Annotated in this window: 19 protein-coding genes; 6 read left to right on the top strand and 13 right to left on the bottom strand. The window is 59.8% G+C overall.

Going from position 1 to position 23,020, the window contains the following annotated elements; all coding sequences use genetic code 11:
- Positions 1 to 408 precede the first annotated feature (408 nt).
- From argE to LHL23_RS20275, 8 genes are all read right to left on the bottom strand, one after another.
- Positions 409 to 1,569, bottom strand: coding sequence for an acetylornithine deacetylase (gene argE, locus LHL23_RS20240; RefSeq protein ID WP_413229486.1), 1,161 nt, complete (start codon positions 1,567 to 1,569; stop codon positions 409 to 411).
- Between the two features lie 5 nt (positions 1,570 to 1,574).
- Positions 1,575 to 2,624, bottom strand: a complete 1,050-nt coding sequence (locus LHL23_RS20245; protein WP_226431298.1) for an ornithine cyclodeaminase — start codon at positions 2,622 to 2,624, stop codon at positions 1,575 to 1,577.
- Positions 2,624 to 3,526, bottom strand: a complete 903-nt coding sequence (locus LHL23_RS20250) for a DMT family transporter (protein WP_226431299.1) — start codon at positions 3,524 to 3,526, stop codon at positions 2,624 to 2,626. The genes LHL23_RS20245 and LHL23_RS20250 overlap by 1 nt, the downstream gene beginning before the upstream one ends.
- Positions 3,527 to 3,548: 22 nt before the next feature.
- The gene (locus tag LHL23_RS20255) at positions 3,549 to 4,196 is read right to left on the bottom strand and encodes a cysteine hydrolase family protein (RefSeq protein ID WP_226431300.1); all 648 of its coding nucleotides are present in this window, start codon (positions 4,194 to 4,196) and stop codon (positions 3,549 to 3,551) included.
- 49 nt (positions 4,197 to 4,245) lie between these two features.
- Positions 4,246 to 5,031, bottom strand: coding sequence for an ABC transporter permease (locus tag LHL23_RS20260; protein ID WP_226431301.1), 786 nt, complete (start codon positions 5,029 to 5,031; stop codon positions 4,246 to 4,248).
- Between the two features lie 4 nt (positions 5,032 to 5,035).
- On the bottom strand, positions 5,036 to 5,725 hold the full coding sequence (locus tag LHL23_RS20265; RefSeq protein ID WP_226431302.1) for an ABC transporter permease: 690 nt from the start codon (positions 5,723 to 5,725) through the stop codon (positions 5,036 to 5,038).
- Positions 5,726 to 5,810: 85 nt separating this feature from the next.
- Entirely contained in the window at positions 5,811 to 6,581 is a 771-nt protein-coding gene (locus LHL23_RS20270; protein WP_226431303.1) for a transporter substrate-binding domain-containing protein, read from the bottom strand.
- A 47-nt stretch (positions 6,582 to 6,628) separates the two neighbouring features.
- The gene (locus LHL23_RS20275; RefSeq protein WP_226431304.1) at positions 6,629 to 7,423 is read right to left on the bottom strand and encodes an ABC transporter ATP-binding protein; all 795 of its coding nucleotides are present in this window, start codon (positions 7,421 to 7,423) and stop codon (positions 6,629 to 6,631) included.
- 113 nt (positions 7,424 to 7,536) lie between these two features.
- Between LHL23_RS20275 and LHL23_RS20280 the strand changes: the two genes are divergently transcribed.
- The 5 genes from LHL23_RS20280 (at position 7,537) to LHL23_RS20300 (ending at position 15,063) form a co-directional block, all read left to right on the top strand.
- Entirely contained in the window at positions 7,537 to 8,436 is a 900-nt protein-coding gene (locus LHL23_RS20280; protein WP_226431305.1) for a LysR family transcriptional regulator, read from the top strand.
- A gap of 624 nt (positions 8,437 to 9,060) precedes the next feature.
- Positions 9,061 to 10,083 (top strand): putative 2-aminoethylphosphonate ABC transporter substrate-binding protein, encoded by a 1,023-nt coding sequence (locus LHL23_RS20285; RefSeq protein WP_226431306.1) that lies wholly within the window; start codon positions 9,061 to 9,063, stop codon positions 10,081 to 10,083.
- 123 nt (positions 10,084 to 10,206) lie between these two features.
- Positions 10,207 to 11,304, top strand: a complete 1,098-nt coding sequence (locus LHL23_RS20290; RefSeq protein WP_226431307.1) for a putative 2-aminoethylphosphonate ABC transporter ATP-binding protein — start codon at positions 10,207 to 10,209, stop codon at positions 11,302 to 11,304.
- On the top strand, positions 11,301 to 13,307 hold the full coding sequence (locus LHL23_RS20295) for a putative 2-aminoethylphosphonate ABC transporter permease subunit (protein WP_226431308.1): 2,007 nt from the start codon (positions 11,301 to 11,303) through the stop codon (positions 13,305 to 13,307). Before LHL23_RS20290 ends, LHL23_RS20295 begins: the two co-directional genes overlap by 4 nt.
- 31 nt (positions 13,308 to 13,338) lie before the next feature.
- On the top strand, positions 13,339 to 15,063 hold the full coding sequence (locus LHL23_RS20300; RefSeq protein WP_226431309.1) for a Na/Pi cotransporter family protein: 1,725 nt from the start codon (positions 13,339 to 13,341) through the stop codon (positions 15,061 to 15,063).
- A gap of 4 nt (positions 15,064 to 15,067) precedes the next feature.
- Here the strand turns inward: LHL23_RS20300 and LHL23_RS20305 are convergent, their stop codons facing one another.
- The 5 genes from LHL23_RS20305 to LHL23_RS20325 all read right to left on the bottom strand — a co-directional run bounded on the left by LHL23_RS20305 (position 15,068) and on the right by LHL23_RS20325 (position 21,704).
- Positions 15,068 to 16,051: a GlxA family transcriptional regulator gene (locus LHL23_RS20305; protein ID WP_226431310.1), complete on the bottom strand. Its 984-nt coding sequence runs from the start codon at positions 16,049 to 16,051 to the stop codon at positions 15,068 to 15,070.
- Between the two features lie 77 nt (positions 16,052 to 16,128).
- Positions 16,129 to 18,579: a GcvT family protein gene (locus LHL23_RS20310; protein WP_226431311.1), complete on the bottom strand. Its 2,451-nt coding sequence runs from the start codon at positions 18,577 to 18,579 to the stop codon at positions 16,129 to 16,131.
- A gap of 65 nt (positions 18,580 to 18,644) precedes the next feature.
- Complete coding sequence (locus LHL23_RS20315) at positions 18,645 to 20,132, bottom strand: tripartite tricarboxylate transporter permease (RefSeq protein ID WP_226431312.1); 1,488 nt, start codon at positions 20,130 to 20,132, stop codon at positions 18,645 to 18,647.
- Positions 20,133 to 20,141: 9 nt separating this feature from the next.
- Positions 20,142 to 20,702 carry a tripartite tricarboxylate transporter TctB family protein gene (locus LHL23_RS20320; RefSeq protein ID WP_226431313.1) on the bottom strand — a complete coding sequence of 187 codons (561 nt, stop codon included), beginning with the start codon at positions 20,700 to 20,702 and terminating at the stop codon, positions 20,142 to 20,144.
- A gap of 54 nt (positions 20,703 to 20,756) precedes the next feature.
- On the bottom strand, positions 20,757 to 21,704 hold the full coding sequence (locus LHL23_RS20325; RefSeq protein ID WP_413229487.1) for a tripartite tricarboxylate transporter substrate binding protein: 948 nt from the start codon (positions 21,702 to 21,704) through the stop codon (positions 20,757 to 20,759).
- A gap of 273 nt (positions 21,705 to 21,977) precedes the next feature.
- Between LHL23_RS20325 and LHL23_RS20330 the strand changes: the two genes are divergently transcribed.
- Positions 21,978 to 22,925 carry a phosphotransferase gene (locus LHL23_RS20330; RefSeq protein ID WP_226431314.1) on the top strand — a complete coding sequence of 316 codons (948 nt, stop codon included), beginning with the start codon at positions 21,978 to 21,980 and terminating at the stop codon, positions 22,923 to 22,925.
- The last annotated feature ends 95 nt before the right edge of the window (positions 22,926 to 23,020 follow it).

A 23,020-nucleotide genomic window follows, 5' to 3' on the forward strand; every position in this document is an offset into this window, starting at 1 on the left:
ACGTATCTGGAATGCGGGCACACTAAAACTGAAAAAATGCTGAGTGACGCCTGTCTGTGGCTCTGCGGATGCAAGTCGCGCCAGGCAATATTGAGCCCAATCATTGGCAGGTCAAAATGCTGCACTGAGCGCAAACGCCCGATCTGGGAACGCTGCGCTGCGGCCTCGGACCTGTCCGCCAAAGGCCGGTTTGGGCCGGCCTCGTCCGCCAGGGTCTGAAGGACGCGCCCATGGCCGCTGCGACGCAGAGATCGGCCGGTTTGAGCCCTTCTCGGTTATCGACCTCCAAGAGAACCCTCGCGTGTGCTGCATGCCACGAAAGACGCACTGCGGACATCCAGTTGATGATCGAGGTAAGTCAGCTTTGTGAATGAAACTTTCCTGTTGAGGCGGATGTGCTTTGCCCTATCACCGGCAGCAATCGTTGATCAAATTCTCCATAAACCACCATCCCTCTTGGAACTGGTCCATTAGAATATATTCGTCCGGCTGGTGCGCCTGGGCAATATCGCCGGGGCCGCAGATGACCGTGGAATAGCCGCTCCGCTGGAACAGGCCGCCTTCGGTGGCGTAGCTCACAACACGGGCGGAATTGTCGCCGGTGAGTCGACGGGCCAACTCCTCGGCAGCAGCATTTGGTTCAGGGGCCAATCCCGGCGCGTTAAAGTCTTGCAAAAAGGTGATCCCGGCCTCCGGATGAACTGCTTTCATTTGCGCGTCCAGCCGGGCGGCCTCAGCCTCGAAACGGGATTCCCACTGGCCCTGATCCTCGCCCGGGACTACGCGGAAGTCGATCTCAAAGCGGCAATTGCCGGCGGTTATGTTATGGGCGGTGCCGCCCTTGATGGTGCCCACGTGGACGGTGGTGTAGGGAGGCACGAAACCCGCATCCAGCGGCCCGGGAGTGCGGGCGGCGTTTGCCGCGTTCACCCGGTTGGCCCAGCTGACCAGCTCTGCCGCCATCATCACCGCGCTGACGCCTTCGTGCATGATCGAGGAATGCACCTCATGTCCGCGCACATCAACGATGTAGCCGAAGCCGCCCTTGTGGCCCGAAACCACCTGCATCATCGAAGGTTCGCCCACGATCACTGCCTTCGCCTTAGGAAACCTGCTTTGAAGCATGCGGTCGATCATCGGCGGCGCGCCGGTCATACCGACCTCTTCATCATAGCTCAGCGCGATCTGGATCGGGCGCTTCAGCGGGCTTTTCCGCGCCAACGGCACTGCGGCCAGCGCCAGTGCATCGAAACCCTTCATGTCGCAGGTGCCGCGGCCATAGAGCTTGCCGTTCCGCTCCGTCATCGTGAATGGATCGCTGCTCCAGTCCTGGCCTTCGACAGGCACCACGTCGGTATGTCCCGATAGCACCACGCCGCCCTCAACCTCAGGTCCGATATGGGCAAAGATGGACGCCTTGGTGCCGCAGGGGGACGGCACGCGGACAGGCGTCACCCCATGCGACCGCAGGTAACCCTCGACGAAATCCACCAGCGCGAGGTTGCTTTCACAACTGACGGTAGGGAAGGACACAAGACGGTCGAGAATCTGGCGTGAATTGAGTTCCATAGAGGTCAGCCTTTCGCTCGGGTCAGCATGCCGAACAGATCGCGGGGATCATCCGGGTCGGCCAGAAGGTCCAGATCCGCGTAGAACCCGGTGCCTTGAATTGCGCGGTGGATGTAGCGCAGCGCGCTGAAATCCTCGATTGCGAAGCCCACGCTGTCGAACAGGGTGATCTGGCGGGCGTCCTTGCGGCCCTCCTGCCGACCGGTGATCACCTGCCACAACTCGGTGGTGGGGTGGCCCTTCTCCAGTTGCTGGATCTCGCCTTCGATCAAGGTCTGCGGCGGGTATTCGACGAAAATGTCCGAACGCAGCAGGATGTCGCGGTGCAGCTCGGTCTTGCCGGGGCAGTCGCCGCCGATGGCGTTGATGTGGACGCCGGGGCCGACCATGTTGTCGGTAAGGATCGTCGCATACTGCTTGTCAGCGGTGCAGGTGGTGATGATCTCCGCGCCTTCCATCGCCTCTTCACTGCTCTTGCAGGAAACCACGGTGAGGCCGCGGTCCGCGAGGTTGCGGGCCGCCTTTTCTGTGGCGACCGGGTCGATGTCGTAAAGCCGCACGGTGCCGATGCCGCAGACGGCCTTGAAGGCGAGGCATTGGAACTCCGCCTGCGCGCCGTTGCCAATCATCGCCATGCAGTTCGCGCCCTCTGGGGCCAGGTGTTTCGCCGCCATGGCCGAGGTCGCCGCGGTGCGCAGCGCGGTCAGCAGCGTCATCTCGGTCAGCAGTTTCGGATAGCCGGTGTCGACATCTGACAGAAGGCCGAAGGCGGTGACGGTTTGCAGCCCCTCCTTAGTGTTCTTGGGGTGGCCGTTCACGTATTTGAAGCCGTACATCTCGCCGTCCGAGGTGGGCATCAACTCGATCACACCGACAGGCGAGTGGGAGGCCACCCGCGGGGTCTTGTCGAAGCTCTCCCAGCGTTTGAAATCGCTCTCGATCTCGGCGGCCAGATCCTGCAGCAGCCGTTCGATGCCAATGTGGTGGACAAGGCCCATCATGTGTTCGACAGAGACAAAAGGCACCATGGCAAGATTGGAAGGAAGCGGGGGCATCAGGCATCTCTTTTCTGCAGGAGGGACATAGCCAGGCCGGAGGCGATGATCACCACGATCCCGGCCCAAACGAGGTTGGTGGCCGCCGTGCCCCAGAGCAGAAAGCCCCAGAGGCAGGCGAAGATGAGGAAGGAGTATTCGAAGACCGATACAAAAGCCGGCGTGCCGATCCGGTATGCCTGCGCGATGAGCGAGACGGCCACCACGGCCCCGGCGGCCTGGAACAGGGTCAGCCACAGGAAGCGCGGGCTGGGCGAGACCCAGGCGCGGGTCAGGAAGGGCCCGGCAGTGTCGGCACCGGGCATCAGGCTGACGACGGCCAGCATGACAATGCCTGCCGTGCCGATGAAAAGGAAGATCCCCATTGCCAGTGCCGGGGCGCTTTCGGTTGCGCAGATGTGGCGCGTCAGCAGCATGCCGAGCCCGTAAAAAAGACCCGCGGCCAGCGGCATCAGCGAGGCAGGCGTCAGCGCCGCGAAATCGGGCTGAAGCAGCATCAGCGCGCCGCCGAAACCCGTCAGAATCGCCAGCAGCTGCAGGCCGCTCAGCCGCGTGCCGAACAGGAGCGCTGACAGCAGCAGCACCCAGATCGGCGCGCTGAACAGTCCCGCACCGGCCTGCGCAACTGGCAGCGTGCCAAGGGCGGCAAAGTAGATCAGCAGGCCAATGGATACTGCCGCGCTGCGCAAGGACAGCCGCGGCAGGTTCACCGCCTTCAGGGGCTGGCGCAGCAGATGCGCGCCGAGCAGCAGCATGGGCACCGCAAAGAGCGTGCGGAACAGCTGGAACTGCCAGAGCCCTGCCTCCTGAGAAACCGCAAAAACGAAGTTGTCGATGAAGCTGAGGATGGCGGAGGCCGCCATCGCCAGCCCTGCGGCTGCAAGGTTGCTGTTGGTCTGCATTGTCGTCGTCCTTGGCCGGGGGTCAGCCGCCCGTTTGATCCATGGCGCCCAGAACCTCATCAATCGACCGGATCGCACCGTGCTGGAGGTATTCCATCGCCTTCAGAGAAGCATTGTGAGCTTCGATGCTGGACCCGGCAACGCAGTCTTCGACCACACGGCAGAAGTAGTCGCCCTGGTGGCCGTCAACGAAAGTGTAATGCACGCAGACGTCGGTCAGCCCGCCGGTCAGGATCAGGGTTTCGGCTTTAAGGCCGCGCAGCAGGATCTCCAGATCGGTGCCGTAGAACGCAGAGTAACGCCGCTTGGAGATACGGTAATCGTCGGGGCGCATGCCCAGTTCCTCTTCGGCAAAATCCGTGAGCGGATTGCTGTCAAGACAGTGGATCTCCTCGTCCCCGTCCAGCTCGCGGCCGAAGTCGATCTGATTGGCGCGGTGGATCTCCTGGATGAAAACAACGGGGATGCCCTTTTCGCGGGCCTTGTCGATCACCACTTTGGTGCGCGCCATGCGTTCCGCATAGTCAGGCATATGAGCAATGGAACGTTCGTCGTCGGGGATCGGAGCAAAGGTTGATTTCTGGATATCAATGACGATCACTGCAGCACGGCCTTCGATCAGCTCGCGTTTCTTAGGATTTGCATTGGTCATCGGTGTACCTTTCGACATTTGTTTTGGGATGTGCCAGCGCGGGAGGGTCCGGCACGAGAAGGGAAATTCAAGCGGTGGCTTTGGCCTGATCTGAGGGGGTGGTCTCACGCGGACGCAAGTGGCGCAGGTAGCGTTTCTCGGCCATGCGGAAGGCAATGGAGATCAGGAAGACGATACCCATGTAGAAGACCATCGCGGTGATGAAGCCCTCGTAAGCCAGATAGTAGCGCCCGTTCAGCCATCGGCCCACACCCAGAAGATCCTGAAGGGTCACGGTGCTGGCGATGACCGATCCATGCAGGGTGAAGATCACTTCGTTGGAATAGGCCGGCAGCGCTCGGCGGAAGGCGCTCGGCAGCACCACCAGCCGCATCCTTGTAAAGGGGGACATGCCGCAAGCCTTGGAAGCTTCGATCTCGCCCTCGGGGGTGGTTTCAATCGCGCCTTTCAGAAACTCTGTCGTGTAGGCGGCGGTGTTCAGAGTGAAGGCTATCAGCACGCACCACCATGGGTCGCTCAGGACGGGACCCCAAAGGAAGGAGTTGCGCACTGCTTCAAACTGGCCAAGGCCGAAGTAGAAAAGATAGGTCTGTACCAGCAGCGGCGTGCCGCGGAAAGCGTAGGTATAGCCCCAGATCGCCTGGCTCCACCCCGGCTTGCGGTACGCGCGCGCAATGGCCATGGGAATTGCCAGGAGGCCGCCCAGGAACAGCGCCAGGAATGTCAGTTGCAGGGTGAGCAGCGCGCCCTCGAAGAATTTACCGGCGTTGTCATAGATCAGCAGGAAATCCAGCGGCGAGAGGTTCTCGCTGATGTGGCGGAGGTACTCAAGGAAAGTGCGTTCGGTTTCCATATCGTCAGGCCCTTTTCACGCCAGCGCTGTAGCGGCGGTCGACCCAGCGCAGCAGGAGATCGGAGATGCCGGTGATCACCAGGTAGATGACCAGCACCGCAATCATGAAAGTGAACAGCTTGTGTGTGGAACGGCCCGCAGCAAAAGCGTTCCAGACCAGATCGTGCAGCCCGATCACCGACACCAGCGCGGTGGATTTGATAAGCACCAGCCAGTTGTTGGTGAAGCTCGGCAGAGCATAGCGCACCATCTGCGGCCAGGTGACCAGCCGGAAGATCTGGCGCGGGCTCATGCCCACCGACATCGCCGCTTCGATCTGCCCGCGCGGGATAGCAAGGATCGCGCCGCGGAAGGTCTCGGCCATATAGGCGCCGAAGATGAAGCCCAGTGTCAGTACGCCCGCAATGAACTGGTTGACGTCCACATAGCCCCAGAGGCCGGTGATGCGTCCGATATCGTTCAGCATCACCTGGCCGCCGTAGAAAATCAGCATCATCAGCACCAGGTCCGGCACGCTGCGCACGAAGGTGGTGTAGGCATTGCCGGCCCGGCGGATGCCGGGGGACTGGGACAGCTTGGCAAAGGCGCCTGCCAGCCCGCAGATCACCGATAGGATCAGCGACAGAATAGCAAGCGAGACGGTGACGCCGGCGCCTTCCAGAAGGATCTGCCGGTATTCGTAAATCAGCTGCATGTGCCTCTGCCCCTTGCGGTGTCAGTTGGAGAATGAAAGGGCGGCGGGGACGCGGACCCCCGCCGCCAAGGCGCATCCGGCGGGATCAGTTCCCGTAGATGTCGACGGGGAAGTACTTGTCGTTGATGGTCTTGTAGGTGCCGTCTGCACGGATTTCCTTGATTGCCGCGCTCAGCTCTGCCGCCAGCGGATCATCCTTGCGCACGGCAATGCCCACCCCCTCGCCGAGGCAGGCCGGATCATCCAGGTCCTCACCGTAGAAGGAAAAGCCTTCGCCTTGCGGTGTGTTCAAAAACCCGTCCAGTGCGCCCAGCGTGTTGTTGAGCTGCAAGTCCAGACGCCCGGCGGTAAGGTCGGCAAAGACATCTTCCTGAGTGTTGTAGAGCTTGATGTCGGCATCGGGGAAATGCTTCTCGACATAGCACTGCAGCGTGGTGCCGCGCAGCACACCGATCTTCACGCCCTTGGTGCCTTCGGCGGTGAGCTCGAAGGACGCACCGTCCTTGGCGATGAAACGCGACGGGGTGTGGTAATACTTCTCCGAGAAGCTGACCTTCTTCTTGCGGTCCTCGGTGATCGACATGGAGGCGATGATGGCGTCGTACTTGTTGGCGATCAGCGCCGGGATCATGCCATCCCATTCCTGCTCAACCAGCACGCATTCGCGCTCCAGCTGTTCACACAGCGCATAGGCCATGTCGATGTCGAAGCCGGAGAGAGTCCCATCTGCCTCTTTCTTGGAGAACGGTGCGTAGGCGCCTTCGACGCCAACGCGCAGCGCCTCGGCCATTGCAGTGCTGCCCATCAGGGTCATAGCTGCCGCAGTAGCGGCAAGGATAGTTTTCTTGAAAGTCATGCGGATGGTTCCCTGTTGCTTGTTGTGAAACTGCATGTCCGGCGCGGTCATTGCCGGGTATTGGAGAGGAAGTCGCTGAACCGTTCCGAATTCGGGTTACTGAACATCTGAGAGGGGTGGCCCTGCTCCTCGATCAAGCCCTGGTGCAGGAAGATCACCTTGTTGGACACATCCCGGGCAAACCCCATCTCATGCGTCACCACGACCATGGTGCGCCCCTCTTCGGCCAGCGAGCGGATCACCTTCAGCACCTCTCCCACCAGCTCAGGGTCAAGGGCTGAGGTCGGCTCGTCGAAGAGCATCACCTCGGGCTCCATCGCCAGTGCGCGGGCAATTGCCGCGCGCTGCTGCTGGCCACCGGAAATATGCGAGGGGTAGTAGTCTCGCCGCTCGTACATGCCGACGCGCTGCAGCATGGCTTCGGCCTTTTCGATGGCTTCGGCACGAGGCTGTTTCAGGACGTGGATCGGGGCAGCGATGACATTTTCCAGGATGGTCATGTGCGACCACAGGTTGAAGGATTGGAACACCATGGCCAGGCGCGACCGGATGCGCTCTACCTGCTTGGCGTCCGTAGGCTTGAACACGCCGTGCCGGTCAGTGCCCATCCTGATGTCCTCGCCATGCACGGTGATCGTGCCGGCATTGGGAGTTTCCAAAAGGTTGATGCAACGCAGGAAAGTGCTTTTGCCCGACCCGGACGAGCCCAGCATGGAAATCACGTCGCCCTCGCGTGCCTCCAGCGAGACGCCTTTCAGAACTTCCAGCGCACCGTAGGACTTGTGGAGGTCCGTCACCCGAAGCGATAGGCCGGTATCCGGTTTTGCTTGCTGATCGGCCATGCGGCCCTCCGTTTTCCTCTGTGTGCCTTGTGTTCCAAAACGGTAGCGGTGGGCGGTAAATTCGAAAAACGGGTAAATCTTGCCCTCAGCGTCGGTTTTTTCTACGGTGATCCATGCTTGGTTCGCTCCGCCACTTGAACGCTCTGCGCGCCTTTGAGGCCGCCGCCCGCCACAGCAGTTTTGCCAGGGCGGCCGCGGAGCTGAACGTGAGCCACAGTGTAATCAGTCAGCATATCAAGACCTTGGAGCAGTGGCTGGGCACGGAGTTGTTCCGCCGCCTCGGCAACCGGGTGGAATTGAGTGAGGACGGCCGCGCCTTGCTGCCGCAGGTCTCCAACGGGTTTCAGGTGCTGAATGACGCCTGCGACGGGCTGCTGCGCATGACACAGAGCGGCACGCTGGTAGTCAGTGCGGAACCGGCGTTGGCCTCACTCTGGCTGCGCAAGCGGATCACGGAATTCTGCGAGGAGTATCCCAAGATCGACATTGATCTGCGCCCGGCGTGGCAGCCCCCGCAGCTGGGTGAAGGACACGCCGATGTTGTGATCCATTTCGAGACACGGCAATCGGCTGGCGAGGGGCAACAGCAAAGGTTGTTTCCAATCATCGGCTTTCCAGCTTGCACTCCCGAACTGCACAACCGGCTGCTGGCTGACGGGCCTTGTGACTGGAACAGCGTGCCGCTGGTCCACGACAATGGCAGGGAGATCTGGCACAAGTGGTTTTCCGCGCATCAGCCGTCATCCCTGTGCTGGCAGGAAGGGCGGGTCTACTCTGACTTGTCACTCGCTATCGAAGCGGCTGTAGACGGTGAGGGAGTGGTTCTCGCGGACGAGGTTCTATGCGCCAAGGCCTTGCAGTCCGGAGCGCTGGTAAAGCTCGATCCGCGGCAGATCGAATGCGTCTGGTATACGGTCGCTTCGCCAAACAGCACACGTGAGGGAACAGCAGCTGACAGCTTCGTGTCATGGCTCGGAAGCGGTGTTCCGGTGATAGAGACACAGAAAGACTAAACCTTTAGTCCCAAAGCCGCCATAGGCGGGCAGGTCAGCGAACTCGCGCTGTCCACCCTTCGCGACCGATAGATGCTCGCTTGGCGCCAAATTCTTGGACCCGCAGCGAATATATGGAAGGTCCCGAGCCCTGTCATTGGCAGGTCAACAATGCTGCACTAAGCACAAATGTCCGATCTGGGGACGCTGCGCTGCGACCTCGAACATGTCCGCCAATGGCTGATTTGGGCCGCTTCTTCCTTACGCAAAGTGATCATGCGCCTAGATGCTTCAGGCCTGCGGCTGACGGGTCGAACTGAAGCTGAACGATGCCAATGATACTCTAATAGCAGTATTGCAAGCTCACAGATTGCGGGCGTTTGCTACCGGTACTGGCCTCGGCTGCTTGCCGTTTGGAGTGTTGTCATAGTGAAGTTTTCATTGACTCTATGACGTCATGATCATAAATCGTACTTAGCGTTCAGTTTTTGACGAAAGGTCAAAACTGCCGCGTGGAGGTTGCTAGTCGCAACATCAACCGGAGGAGGGAGGCGCGACAGAAATTGCTGTTTTTACAGTTCGAAAGTCTGGTCAAACAGCTTTTGGATGGCTCGGTCGCACCCTCAGACCCATAGGGAGGAGATTATGGTGTCGAAATTTTTCACCCTGGTTCAGGCAGTTGCTCTGGCATGTGCCGCAGCAACCGCGTCGGCCGAGACTGAACTGACGGTTTATACTGCTCTGAACGCAGATGATCTGGACCGCTATGCTGCGTCCTTCAATGAAACTAACCCGGACATCAAGATTAACTGGGTCAGGGATTCCACTGGGATCATCACAGCGAAGCTGCTGGCCGAGAAAAACAACCCGCAGGCAGATGCGGTGCTGGGGCTGTCTGTCAACTCAGTGATGGCCCTGAAGCTGGAAGGCATGCTGGAGCCCTACACCCCCTTAGGCGCCGATACGCTGAATGCCCAGTTCGTGGACAATGGTGATGCCCCTAGCTGGGTTGGCATGAATGCCCTGTTTTCCGCGATCTGCTTCAACACCGTCGAAGGCGAGAAACTGGGCATCGCAGCGCCGCAATCTTGGGATGACCTGCTGAAACCAGAATATGCAGGCCATATTGTGATGCCGAACCCCAACTCTTCGGGTGCGGGGCTGCTGAACGTCACTAGCTGGCTGTCGCTGAAAGGGAGCGAGGAAGGCTGGGGTTACATGGCCGGATTGCATGAAAATATCGCGCGCTACACGCACTCCGGGTCGAAGCCCTGCAAGTTGGCCGCTTCGGGTGAAAACCTTATCGGCATCTCCTATGCGCTGGCGGCAACCAAGCTGAAGGGCAGCGGCGCACCGATCGACATCATTATCCCGACGGAAGGTGTTGGCTGGGATATGGAGGCAACCGCCATCGTCGCGGGCACGCCGAAGCTGGAGGCCGCCCAGGCGCTGATGGACTGGACGGCGACAGAGGACGCCAATGAGGTTTATGCAAAAGTATATGCCGTCGTTGCCAAACCTGGCGTGTCCAATCCGAACGAGCACTACCCGTCCAATGTCGTGGACGCGATGATCCCCAGCGACTTTGCGAACATTGCCAAGAACCGCGACACCATTCTGAGCGATTGGCAAAGCCGTTTCGGCCATAAGTCCGACCCTCAGAACTGAGGGGCGGCATTCACCCCGGGCTGCTGCTCCCTGGCCCGGGGTTTTTTCTTTCTTCACCAAAAGTGCGGCGGCAAATGATCGCGCAATGAACCAGCCCCGGTCGTCCGGCAGCGGAGAAATCCCATGGCAAACCCATATGTTGAGATCTCCGATCTCGAAAAATTTTATGGCAGTTTCTGCGCTCTGAAGGGCGTGTCGCTGACCATTCTGGAATCCGAACTCGTCTGTTTTCTTGGCCCGTCGGGGTGCGGCAAAACCACATTGCTGCGTGCGATTGCCGGGCTCGATCTGCCCAGTTCCGGGCAGATCCGGCAGGGCGGGGACGACATCACCAGCCTGCCGGCCTCGTCCCGTGACTACGGGATCGTGTTCCAGTCCTACGCGCTGTTCCCTAATCTCACCATCTCCCGAAACATCGGGTTCGGGCTTGAAAACCGGGGGCTTGGAAAGTCCGAGATTCAGGCCCGTGTTAACGAATTGCTGGCGCTAGTCGGCCTGCCTGACCAGGGCGGGAAATACCCGTCTCAGCTTTCCGGCGGGCAGCAGCAGCGCGTGGCCCTGGCCCGGGCCATGGCGGTTTCGCCGGGCCTGCTGCTGCTGGATGAGCCGCTGTCGGCCCTGGATGCCAAGGTGCGGACCCACCTGCGCCACGAGATCAAGGAACTGCAGCGGGACACCGGTGTCACGACAATTCTGGTGACGCACGACCAGGAGGAAGCCCTGTCGATGGCGGACCGGATCGTGGTGATGAACCACGGTGTGATCGAGCAGATCGGGACTCCAACCGCAGTCTACCGGGAACCGGAAAGCCTGTTTGTGGCCGATTTTGTGGGGGATACCAACCAGCTGCCCGTCGCGTCTGTGGGTCCTGATTCAGTATCGAACGGCATTTCGACGTTCCGCTGCCGCAATCACGGCCATGCCGCAGGCAAGGATCTGGTGGCGGTTATCCGGCCGGAGGATGTTGTGCCGGTTGAAGCCGGCGCGGCACCGTCGCAAGGCGCCAGCCGGATTGAGGTGATGATCCGGGAGATGGAATTTCTCGGCTCCTTCTGGCGCTGCGACCTTGACAGTGCGGCCTTTGGAGGCGCGCATTTCTATGCGGATTTCTCAATCAATGCAGTGCGCCGGCTAGGGCTGGCGCAGGGGGCAAACCTGACGGTTGAACTGCCGGCGGACCGCCTGATGGCGTTTGAGCCGCTGCGGGAGGCTGCACAATGACTGATGCCGCGCACCCGCTGCCCAAAACCAGCGTGAAGGCCAGGATGTCCCGCGACGACCTGGTCATACGCGGCGGTATCGTCGCCATTTTCCTGTATTTGCTGGTCGCCTTGGTCTTCCCGATGGGGGCCATGCTGGCAAAGGCGTTCTCGACCTATGCATTCCAGCTGGAGCAGTACGAATTCCAGGTCAGCGATGAAGCCGGCACATTTGATGATACGGTCCATACGGCTGCAGTCTTGAATGCCGCAAATGAGACGCTTCCGCAGGAAAAGCTGACAGCAAAGTCGACCAGCAGCATTTCGGCCACGGCGTTTTTTCCTGAGTTCAGCTTCCGCAGCCCGGAGCTCTACCGGATCCGGACCGCGTCTGAAGATGCGGCTTTCTTGAAGGGCGCCCAGCTCCATTCCGGCCCGGAGTGGGTTGAGATGAGCTCCAACGAGTTTCGTCAGGTGCTGCTGAAACCGTCGCGCAGCTACGGGTTTGGTAACTTCACGACATATTTCTCGACGCCGGTACTGTTCAAGTCCATCCGTAATTCTTTGCTGATCTCGGTGATCAGCACTGCGGTCACGGTTTCGCTGGCTTTTGCCTTTGCCTATGCGCTGCACCGGTCCTGCATGGCCTTCAAGGGCACGTTCCGCCTGGCGGCCATGGCACCGATCCTGGTGCCGTCGCTGCTGCCCGGCATTGCGCTGGTCTATCTGTTCGGCAATCAGGGCATGCTGAAATGGATGCTGATGGGGGAGACTATTTACGGACCTATCGGGATCTTGCTGGGATCGGTTTTCTTTTCCTTTCCCCATGCGTTCATCATCATCGCCACAGCGCTGACCCTTTCGGACGCGCGTTTGTATGAGGCCGCCGCCTCGCTGCGCAGCAGCCCGTTCAAGACTTTCATGACGGTGACGCTTCCCGGCGCGCGATTCGGCCTGATTTCCGCAAGCTTTGTGGTTTTCAGCCTGGTGATGACAGACTTCGGCCTGCCCAAGGTGATCGGCGGGCAGTACTCCATGCTGGCGGTCGACATCTATCAGCAGGTGATCGGGCAGCAGAACTTTGAGATGGGTGCGGTTGTATCCTTCCTGCTGATCATCCCGGCGCTTATGGCGTTTACCGTGGACCGGCTGGTGCAGGGCAAACAGCAGTCTTTGCTGTCTGCGCGCTCCGTGCCATATGAGCCCGCACCGCGGCCTCTAACGGACAAGCTGTGCTTTGCCTTCTGTGCAGCCATGTGCGTCTTTTTGCTGGGGATCATCGGCGTCTGCCAGTACGCGGCGCTAGTCAAATTCTACCCCTATGACCTGAGCCTCAGCCTGAGCAACTACCGCTTCGACCTGCTGGACGGCGGCTGGGCGTCCTATTTCAACTCGATCAAGCTAGCGCTTCTGTCGGCCGTCTTCGGAACCGCCGTGGTGTTCCTGGCCGCCTACTTCGTGGAGAAGGGCAATGCCTTTTCGGCGGGGCGGGGGCTGCTGCAGGGGATCGCCATGCTGCCGATGGCAATTCCAGGCATGGTGCTGGGACTGGCCTACATCTTCTTCTTCAACGATGCTGCCAACCCTTTCCACTGGCTGTATGGAACCATGGCCATTCTTGTGGTCAGTACGGTGACTCACTTTTTCACGGTTGCCTACCTGACATCGGCCACGGCCCTGAAACAGGTTGATGCAGAGTTTGAACCGGTGGCCGCGTCACTGAAGCAACCGGTGTTCCGGCTGTTTTCGACGGTGACGGTGCCGATGTGCGCGCCGGCCTTGCTGGAAATCGGTATCTACCTGTTCGTCAATGCGATGACCACAGTGTCGGTGGTGGTGTTCCTGTATTCACACAATACGCCCCTTGCTTCGATCGCGATCCTGAACATGGATGATGCGGGCGATATCGCCCCAGCAGCTGCCATGGGCATGATGATTTTCTACACCAACCTGGCGGCGCGGCTGTTCCATCTTTGGGTGTCCCGCGTTGTCCTGAAGCGGTCGCAAGCCTGGCGGACGCGCTGAGTTTCACCACCGGCGACGGGCCAACCTGTCTATGCTCGCCATCGTTGAAAATTCAGGGAAAGGTTACTCTGTGCAGATCCTGAGTTTTATCTTTCAATTGGCCGGGTCGGTCATGATGCTTTTGTTCGCAGTCCGTATGGTACGAACCGGCATTGAACGGGCCTTTGGTTCGGCATTCCAGAGATTGCTGACTGCGCCGCGAAATCCGCTGATGCTGGCACCGCTTGGGATATTGCTGGCCTGTGTCCTGCAAAGCTCGGCCGCAGTTACACTCCTAGTGGCGGGCTTCTCAGGGGCTGGGGCACTTTCCTTTGTGCCTGGCATTGCAATTGTCCTGGGTGGAGATCTGGGCTCAGCCATGCTGATCCAGGTCTTGTCGCTTCGGTTGGACTGGCTCATACCTGTGCTTCTCACCACGGGTGGTTTCCTGTTCCTAAAGACCGACCAGCGCAGTTTGAAACAAGCCGGCCGGATTCTACTCGGTATTGCCTTCATTCTGGTCTCGCTGAGCTACCTCCGGCAAACAATGGAACCGTTCCGCGAAAGTGCGTTTCTGCCAGCTGTCGCAGGATACCTGGCACAAGACTTTGTGACGGCATTCCTAGTTGGGGTGATTTTGGCATTTGTCATGCACTCATCTGTGGCCGCCATACTCATGATCGTTGCGGTCGTCGATATCGGGGCAATTTCGCTAGCGACTGGCCTGTCCCTAGTGCTAGGCGCCAATGCGGGCTCTGCTTTGATACCTGTCTGGTTGTCTCGCGGTATGGAGCCAGTAGCGCGGCGCGTGCCAGTGGCAAACATGCTGCTGCGCGGAAGCGGCGCTATCTTGGTTGTTTCTCTTTTAAACAGCAGTGCTGGTTCTGATGTGTTCCTGGCGAGTGGAGATCCGGCCCAAACCGTGATTATTGTTCACATCGCCTTCAATGCAGCACTGCTATTGACTGTGCCTATTGCTGTTCAACTGGAAGCACCAGTTGCGGCCATCTTCCCCAAAAACGAAGTACGGGGTGAGGAACTTTCATCGCGCTACCGGTCGGTTTTAAACCGCGCAGACTTGGCCAGTCCTTCGCTAGCATTGGCCGGGCTGAGGAGGGAAGTATTGCGCATGGCAGGGTTGGTGGAGGAGATGACTGCCCCTGTTATGGATTTGTACAGGCGGGCTGATGAAGACACACTGGAACGGCAGCGGGGGTGCGAGGACGCGCTTAATTCTGCCTTGAATGAGGTGCGCAACTATTCCGCCGAGATTGATCAAACTGTGATTGGTCGGGAACTTCGCGCGGAATTGCGAGCTCTGGTAGACTACGCAATCGCACTGGAGGCTGCGGGGGATATCGTGGTTAAACGGCTGGTTCCTTTGACACAGGAAAAACACCGCAGCAGCTTGGAGTTCAGTCCGGCTGGTTTTTCCGAGCTGCTTACGCTTCATGCAAAGGCAATGTCTAACTTAGACAAAGCTACTAATGTTCTTATTGGATCTGACTTGGAGGGCGCGCGCCTTTTGCTTGAAGAGAAGGCCGAAATAGCCCGCATAGAAAGGAACAGCCGCAAAGAGCATCTCAAGAGATTGGCAGAGGGAGAGCTAAACAGCTTTCGCACAAGCGACCTTCATTTGGAGACCGCTTATTCTTTTAAAGAATTCCATTCGTGGATCGTTACAGTAGCTCACCCGATCTTGCAGCGCGAAGGACAGCTGCTTGAGACTCGTTTGATCCGCAAACCGGAGCCAGCGCGAGCAAACGCTAAGGCATGAATGGTCAGGCGGCAGGATCGCTTTCGGCTCGCAGTGCAAACTGGAATGGAGAAATTCCGTATTTTTGCCGGAAGGAATTGCGGAAGTTGGAAGCCGAATAAAATCCGACACAGGCTGCGACCTCGCCTACGGTCAAATCGGTCTGCATAAGCAGAAGTCGGCCACGGCAGAGGCGGGCATCCTTAACGAACCGGGCAGGCGTCATCCCGAGTTCACTGGAGAAGAGCCTCTCAAGCTGGCGTCTTGAAATGCTGTGGCGCAGGCACAGGGTTTCGATGGAAATGTCGCTGCTGAGGTTGGCGCGTATGTCGTTGAGAACCGAAAGTAGCGTTTTGTTCCGGGTTGCAAACCGCTGGTTCAGAGGCATCTTCTGCGCTACGCCGCTGTTGCGCGGGCCGTTGTGCAGGCAAAGGTCGGCAATCTCCTGGGCAAAATTGAACCCATGATCGCGTTCAATCACTTGCAGGATCAGGTCGCTCGCCGAGATGCCGCCGCCGCATGTTAAAATCCGCTGGTCGATGCAGAACCTGTGATCGGAAGGGCAGAGATGCCAATGGCTTTCAAAGAATGACGCGCGGGATTGCCAGTGCAGGGTGAACTCCCTCTCTGCGAGAATACCGGCATTGGCAAGAAGCTGCACCGCGGTGCCAACCGCGCCAATACGTGCGCCGCGCCGCCAAGCGGCGCGCAGATCGCCTCCCAGCTGTTTGGAAACCGGGTGGTCCGCAGCAGGGCCGAACACCAGCATGATGTCTGCACTGCGAAAATCATCAAACCCGGATGCCACGCCGAGTGCTGCCCTGTTTGTGTCTGTGACTGGCTTTCCGTCCGGGCTGTGCAGTGTCCAACGGTACAGCTCGTTTCCAGCCAGAAGGTTGGCTTCTCTAAGCGGTTCGGTCACCGCACCGAGGGATAACAGGTCGAACCCAGGAACCAGAAGCAGAGCCAAGGTTGTTGCATCTGCAGAAACTGGGTGTTCAGGGATCATGGCAGAATTCTTGTTTTGAACAAGGTGGGTGGCATGCGCCGGCCAAGGGGGGACAAAAACCGGCGCATGCGCTCTTACTACGACAGAAGCTTCTTGCTTTGGGGGTCGTAGAATCCGCGCAAGCTGACAGTGGCATCCACGGCCTCGCCTTCGATCAGAACCTGATAGTGGCCGTCTTCAAGGTCAGCCTTGCCTGACGCGCCTTCCGGCAGGTCAAGAAGGCACAGGCCGGTGGCGGTGCCTTGAATGTAGCTGTAGGCCGCACTGTTGATGGAGCCGAGCACCTCGCCATTGCGAAGAACAGGCTCGCGCCCGAACAATAGCGGTTCGGCATTGTTCAGCTTGATCGCGCACAGGAAAGGCCCTTGTGCCTTTTCCTTGCGGGCCAAATAGGCATCGCGCCCGATGAAGGGGATGTCCTTTTTGGTTTTGCATAGGAACTCGACACCCAGCTGATGCGGGGCTTCCATATAGGCCATGTCGGTGCCCCAATGCAGGTATCCCTTGTCGATACGCAGAGCGTTGAGTGCATCCGTGCCCAGCAGGCGGATGCCGTATTCGTTCTGTTTCGCCATGATGGTATCGAACACATGCTCGGCCAGATCCGGGGTCATGTAGAGTTCGAAACCAAGTTCGCCGCTGTAGGACAGGCGCTGGGCCCAAACCTCGGCATAGCCAATGCGGATGGTCTTGCCGGAGTTGAAGGGGAAGGCCTCATTCGACAGATCGGCATCTGTCAGCGAAGACAGTAGTTCCCGGCTTTTCGGCCCCATCACCGACAAGGCGGCATAGGCGGTAGTCACGTCGCGGATACGCACGTCCTCGCCGGGATTGACATGATCGCGTAGCCGGTTCAGGTCGCGGCGGCGGCGTCCGGTTGAGCTGGTGACGATGAAGCGGTCTTCGGCATGGCGGGCGACCGTCATGTCGGTCTCGATTCCTCCGTCTTCGTTCAGCATCAAGGTGTAGGCCAGGCGTCCTGGGGCAATTGCCATGTTGTTGGTACACATGCGCTGCAAGAAGCTTTCGGCGTCTTTACCTTCGACTTCGGTCTTTCCCATCGGGGAGTAGTCGATGATGGCCACGGCCTCACGCGCCGCCTGCTGTTCGGCCTGGGCGTATTCGAACCAGCTGGTGCGGCCAAAGGAGTATTCGGCCTTCGCCTCGGCCCCGGCAGGCGCGTACCAGGCCGGGCGCTCCCAGCCCATGGATTCACCGAAATATGCGCCGCGGTCCTTGAGCAGGTGATGGAACGGCGTCTTGCGGATGCCGCGCGCGGTGTGCCGCTGGTGATGCGGATAGTGCAGGGCATAGGACAGGGCGAGCGTTTCAGGCGCGCGCTGCTGCAGATAGGCATCGCCTGCCTGGAAGCTCTCCAGACGGGCCGGGTCGACACCGCTGAGATCGCGCATCGGCTTGCCGTTGACGATCCATTCCGCCAGAGCGCGGCCCGCGCCTGCACCGCATTGGATGCCAGTGGAGTTGACGCCTGCGAGAATGAAGTACCCTTTGATGTCCGGCGCTTCGCCAATGGTGGCGCGGCCGTCGTGGGTGAAGCTTTCGGGGCCGTTGAAGAAGGTCCGGATGCCGGTTTCCTGAAGCACCGGAACCCTTTCCAGCGCCTCCTCCATCACATCCATGACGTGTTCCTCGACAAAGGGCAGCGAGTCGAAGCTGAAGTCCTCTGGGATGCCGTCTTCGCCGTAGGGAACCACGATACGGTGGCCAAAGCCGACCAGGAGCTTGCCTGCGTCTTCCTTGAAATAGGTGGCATCGTCATAGGACCGCAGAACCGGCAGGTCCTTGGGCAGGTCCGGGATCGCTTCGGTGACCAGGTAGTAATGCGCGCAGGCGTGCAGCGGGATTTCGACACCGTTCTGGCGGCCAAGTTCGCGCGCCCACATGCCGGCGGTGTTCACCACGACGTCGGCCTGAATGTAGCCCTTGTCGGTGCGGACCCCTGTCACACGGCCGTTTTCCACCACGACTTCCTCGACCTTGGTGTCTTCGAACACCTGGACGCCGCGCCCGCGGGCGCCCTTGATCAAGGCTGTGGTCAGGTCCACCGGGTTGATCGAGCCGTTGCTGGGGATCCAGACGCCGCCTGCAACACCGTCCAGATTGACCAGCGGGTAGCGTTCCTTGATCTCGTTGTGGCCGATTTCACGCGCTTCGATATCGAACAGCCGCGCAAAGTCAATCTGGCGGCGCAGCTGGCGCATCCGGTCGGGGTAGCGGGCCACCGTGACGGAACCAGTTTGGCGGAAGCCGGTGGTCTGGCCGGTTTCGGCTTCAAGCTCCTCGATGATCTCGGTGCCGTAGGAGGCGAACTCGGTCGACAGCGTGTCGCCGCGCAGCCGCCCGACCAGGCCGGCGGCGTGCCAGGTGGTTCCGCAGGTGAGCTGCTTGCGTTCCAGCAACACCACGTCGGTCCAGCCCTGTTTGGCCAAGTGATAAGCGACAGAGCAGCCATGCACGCCGCCGCCGATGATGACGACCTGAGCACGGTCCGGGACTTGATTTGCCATTTTTCATTCCTTTGCAGATGGTTGGCCGGCGGCATGCGGAGGGGCGCGCGCCGGGATTGAAGGGGTTAGACGGGGTTTGACAGCGCCTTGCGGAGCCGGAAGACCGAAATCAGGTGCAGGGTGACCGCCAGCACGATCAGGCCGAAAATGGTGGCGGCGATGGGGCGGTTGATCATGTCCAGCGGCGTTTGCACATTGGCGAGTGCGATGCGCAGCTTCACTTCCATGATGCCGCCCAGAACCATGCCGAGGATGATCGGCACGATCGGCAGGTTCAGCCGTTTCAGCACCATGCCCAGCACACCAAAACCGGCAGCGATGGCGCAGTCCGTCACCGAGTTTCGCAGCGCGTAGACGCCGACGAAAGAAAGCGTGAGGATGATCATGCCGAGGTACCGGTTGGGAATGATGATGACCCGGGTCAGCTGGCGCGAGAACAGAATCAGGAAAACCAGCGCCAGCACGTTCAGCGCCAGCAGGCACAGGTAGAGGCCGAGAATGAACTCCGGCCGCTGCTCGAACAGGCCCGGGCCAGGGATCACGTTGTGGACGTAGAACACGGTCAGCATCATCGCGGTCAGGGCTTCGCCCGGGATGCCGAGGGCCAGCAGCGGGATCATTGCGGCGGCGGGCACCGCATTGTTGGCGGCCTCCGAGGCAATGATCCCTTCGGGAGAGCCATTGCCGAATTCTTCAGGTGTCTTCGAGGTTTTCTGCGCCAGAGAGTACGAGAAGAACTGGGCCAGGAACTCTCCGACACCGGGAATGATGCCGAAGATCACCCCAAAGCCGGAGGAGGACAGCACGGTCTTGGGAAACCGCAGCACTTCGAACAGGTGCTGAAACACTCCGCGGCCGATTTTCGGCTCTGCCGCATCCTGATCCTCGCCAAGCAGCAGGACAAAGGCCTGGCTGAGGGCGAAAAGCCCCAGCACCACGACGATGACGTCTATGCCTGAGGCCAGCCAGGTCTGATCGAAGGTGAAGCGTTTCGAATAGCGGATCGGTTCCAGCCCGATGGTGTTAATGAAGATGCCAAAGCACAGCAGCGCCCCGGCGGCCATGTTCTGGCCGCGGTGGACAATGACGACCAGAACCATGCCCAGGAGGGCGGCAAGAAAGATCTCCTTGGCGCCGAAGTTCGGAGCGATGCTGGCCAGAAGCGGCGACAGGGCAATCAGGGCCAGAACCGAAATGACCCCGCCGCAGAAGGACGCGCCATAGGCAAGCGAAATGGCACGGGTGGCTTCACCCCGTCGGGTCATCGGGTAGCCATCATAGGTTGTCAGGGCGTTGACCGCGGTGCCGGGGGTGTTCAGCAGAATCGCAGGCAGCGCGCCGCCGAACATCGAGGAGCCGTAGATGCCCAAAAGCAGGGTCAGGCCGGTAAGCGGCTCCATGGCGTAGGTCGCGGGAAGCAGGATGGCGATGGCAACCGCCGGTCCCACGCCGGGGATGGCGCCAATAATGATGCCGCCCAGTGATCCGGCAACCAGAGCAATCAGGATGTCCCAGCGGGCCAGCATCTCGAGCGCGGATAAAAGCAGATCCATGACAGCCTCTTACAGATAGATCAGGAACAGGTTGCGGAGACCGGCGGGCAGCAGCTCATAGGCGGCGCCGGCAGGGATCTTCACCTGCAGAAAGCTGCGGAAGAACAGCACCACAGCCAGTGACAGGCCCACGGACACCCATATGAACCTGGCGCTGCGGTAGCCCAGCCGCAGTGTGAGCGCGGTGCTGAACAGCAAGGTGGACGGCAGGTAGCCAAGGCGGGGCACGATCAGCACGTAGGCCAGAAACCAGCCGGTAAACTCTGCCGAGCGCAGCCAAAACAACAGTTCCGGCCCCATTGGCGCTCCCTGGCGTGTGGACAGGTTGCGGCGGATGCAGATGCCCAGGTTCATCACGCCAAACCCCAGCATTCCGTAAATCGACAGAAGCGACCAGAAGCCGGGCTGGTTGAGCGCGCTTGCACCCTTTACCGTTTTCAGTTCAGCGCCGGTGTTGAACCAAAGAAAAACTGCAAACAGGAAGGCGGCCGCCGAGAAGGCCAGTTCAGCACGCACATGCGGCGGTTCGATAATGCCGATGGCATCTTGATGTTCCGGTTCTTGCGGCATGGCTGCCTCCCTGCTTGCAGCGGCAGGGCCTTGGGAGAGGCCCTGCCAAAGGGATCAAAGGCCCAGGCTTGCATTGATCTTGGCGATTGCACCGATGTTCTTGCCGATCAGGTCTTTCGATCCGTCGGCATCCAGCCAATAGAGCTGGGCGCCGGTCTCTTCGCCGAATTTGCGGGCGCGTTCGCTGGCGATGGTCTTCTCTGCCACGGCCGCGATTTTCTCGCGCACATCTGCCGGGGTGTCCTTATGCACGAACAGGCCGTTCCACAGGGTCAGGTCCAGCTCGGGAACGATTTCTGCAACGATCGGCGCATCCGGTGCGTGCGGCAGGCGCTCGGGTGTGATTGCGGCCAGGACCTGAATATCGTCGAGGCAGGGCAGCATCAGCTGGATCGTGGTGTTGCCGACATCCGCGTCGCCAGAGGCGAATGTGTTGCAATCGACCAGGTCAAATGCTGCGTCAGAGGCATATTCAAACCCCAGTTCCTGCGCCAGCGACAGGGTCACCTTGGTCGGGGTCAAGGGTGCGCCGAAATGGGCCAGAGTCACCGGGTTGTCCTGCGCGTGAGCGGCCAGTTCCTGCATCGTGCTGTAGGGCTTGTCCTTCGAAGTCACGATGACAAACGGGTAGGTCAGGAAAATGCCCAGGGGATCAAACGGGTCCGGCGATAGCTCGGGGATCCCCAGTGAAGGGCCAACCACCGGAACGCCGATTACAAAGGAGCCGATTGTATATCCGTCAGCCGGCGCTGAGGCGACTTCCACCGCGCCGGGGAACGGGCCGCCGCCGCCACCGGGCTTGTTCACCACCGCGGCAGGCACGCCGTATTCGGCCTGAAAGTCCTCGGCGATCATGCGGGTCAGGACATCTTCCATGTCGCCCGGCGGCCAAGGCACCACAAATTGCACCGGCTTCTCCGGATACTCCGCCCAGCCGGGCACAGCTGTGATTGTTGCCATGGCTGCCGCCACGGTCACTGCGGTCATCTTCGCAAATTTCATTGGTCTCCTCCCTTAAGGACGCTGAGGTTTGCGTTTTGCCTCCCGGCTGAGCCGGTTCGTTCAAAAATAGAACTATTAGTTCGATTATTGACTGTAAGGATATTTTCTGACATAAAATTCCTAATCTGTAAACGCTTCTTGCCTGGCTTGGCGTCCAACAGTGCAAATTCAGGCTAAAACGCCGGAATCGCACTAAAGTCCTGAGGCAGGGTTCTGGGGCCGTCTGATTTCTGCGCGGGGAGGCGCGGAAAACAGCCAAATGGGAGAGAGAGTTTGACCGAATCAGCAGTTGTTCAGGACACCGCCGAATTCGATGAGCGCATTGCCCGCATCGTGGCTCAGGTTCCCGGATGGGACGATGGCAAGGCCACATGGAAGTGGCTTTCAGGTGGCGGGGCTCATAAGAATTTCCTGGTGAACAACGGGGACGGGACCGCACAGTCCGTCGTCAAGTTGTGGAACCGGGACTGGGAATCGCTTGGAATTGTGCCGCCCAGTGCGGTGCCGATGCTGAATACCGTTGATGCCGGGCGGGCGGGCATCGGCGCGCCGGTCATCGCCATTGTCGACGATCCGCTGGCCCTGATGATTGAGTTCCTGCCCGGCAAGCCTGTGAATCTCAAGGATCCTGACGTTCTACCCCGCGTCGCAGCAAAGGCGCGCCAGCTGCATGAAAGCGGCCTCAACTTCCGCCGCGATTTCAACCCGTTTGCCGAGGCGCGTGTGATCCTGGCATCGGCTCAGCGCGCCGATGTCGCCTTGCCTTACGACTACAACGAAATCCTGCCTGTCTTGCAGAGGATCGAGCACGCGCTGGACTTACGGCCGCGCGATTTCGTGCCCAGCCACAATGATCTGTACAGTGCCAACCTGCTGGAGCAGCTGGACGGGACAATCCGGCTGATCGACTATGACCTCTCCGGCAACAGCGACCGCTGCTATGATCTGGGTCTCATGGCCACATTTGAAGACTTGGACCCCGATCAGGTCAGCCGCCTAACCGAAAGCTACTTTGGCACCTTCGATAGACGGATGCGGGCGCGTGTCGAGATGTTTGCCATCGCATCGGATTATTGCCAGTTCGCGCTGTTTGCCACAGCCCTCGCGGTGGCCGACATGAATGACGACTACGACTATGCGGGTTTCATGACGCAGAACTGGAGCAACATCCAGAAGCGGACCAGCGGCGCGGGCTTTGGCGCCTTCCTCGCAGAAGTTTGATCAGCCAGGGACTGCCAGCGGCAAGGCACTGCCGTCCGGCAGATCTTAAACTTGGTGTTCAGTGATTGAATGCCTGTTAGTTATTGAAACGCGCG

This window comes from Leisingera sp. McT4-56 (assembly GCF_020514995.1).
GTDB lineage: Bacteria > Pseudomonadota > Alphaproteobacteria > Rhodobacterales > Rhodobacteraceae > Leisingera > Leisingera aquaemixtae_A.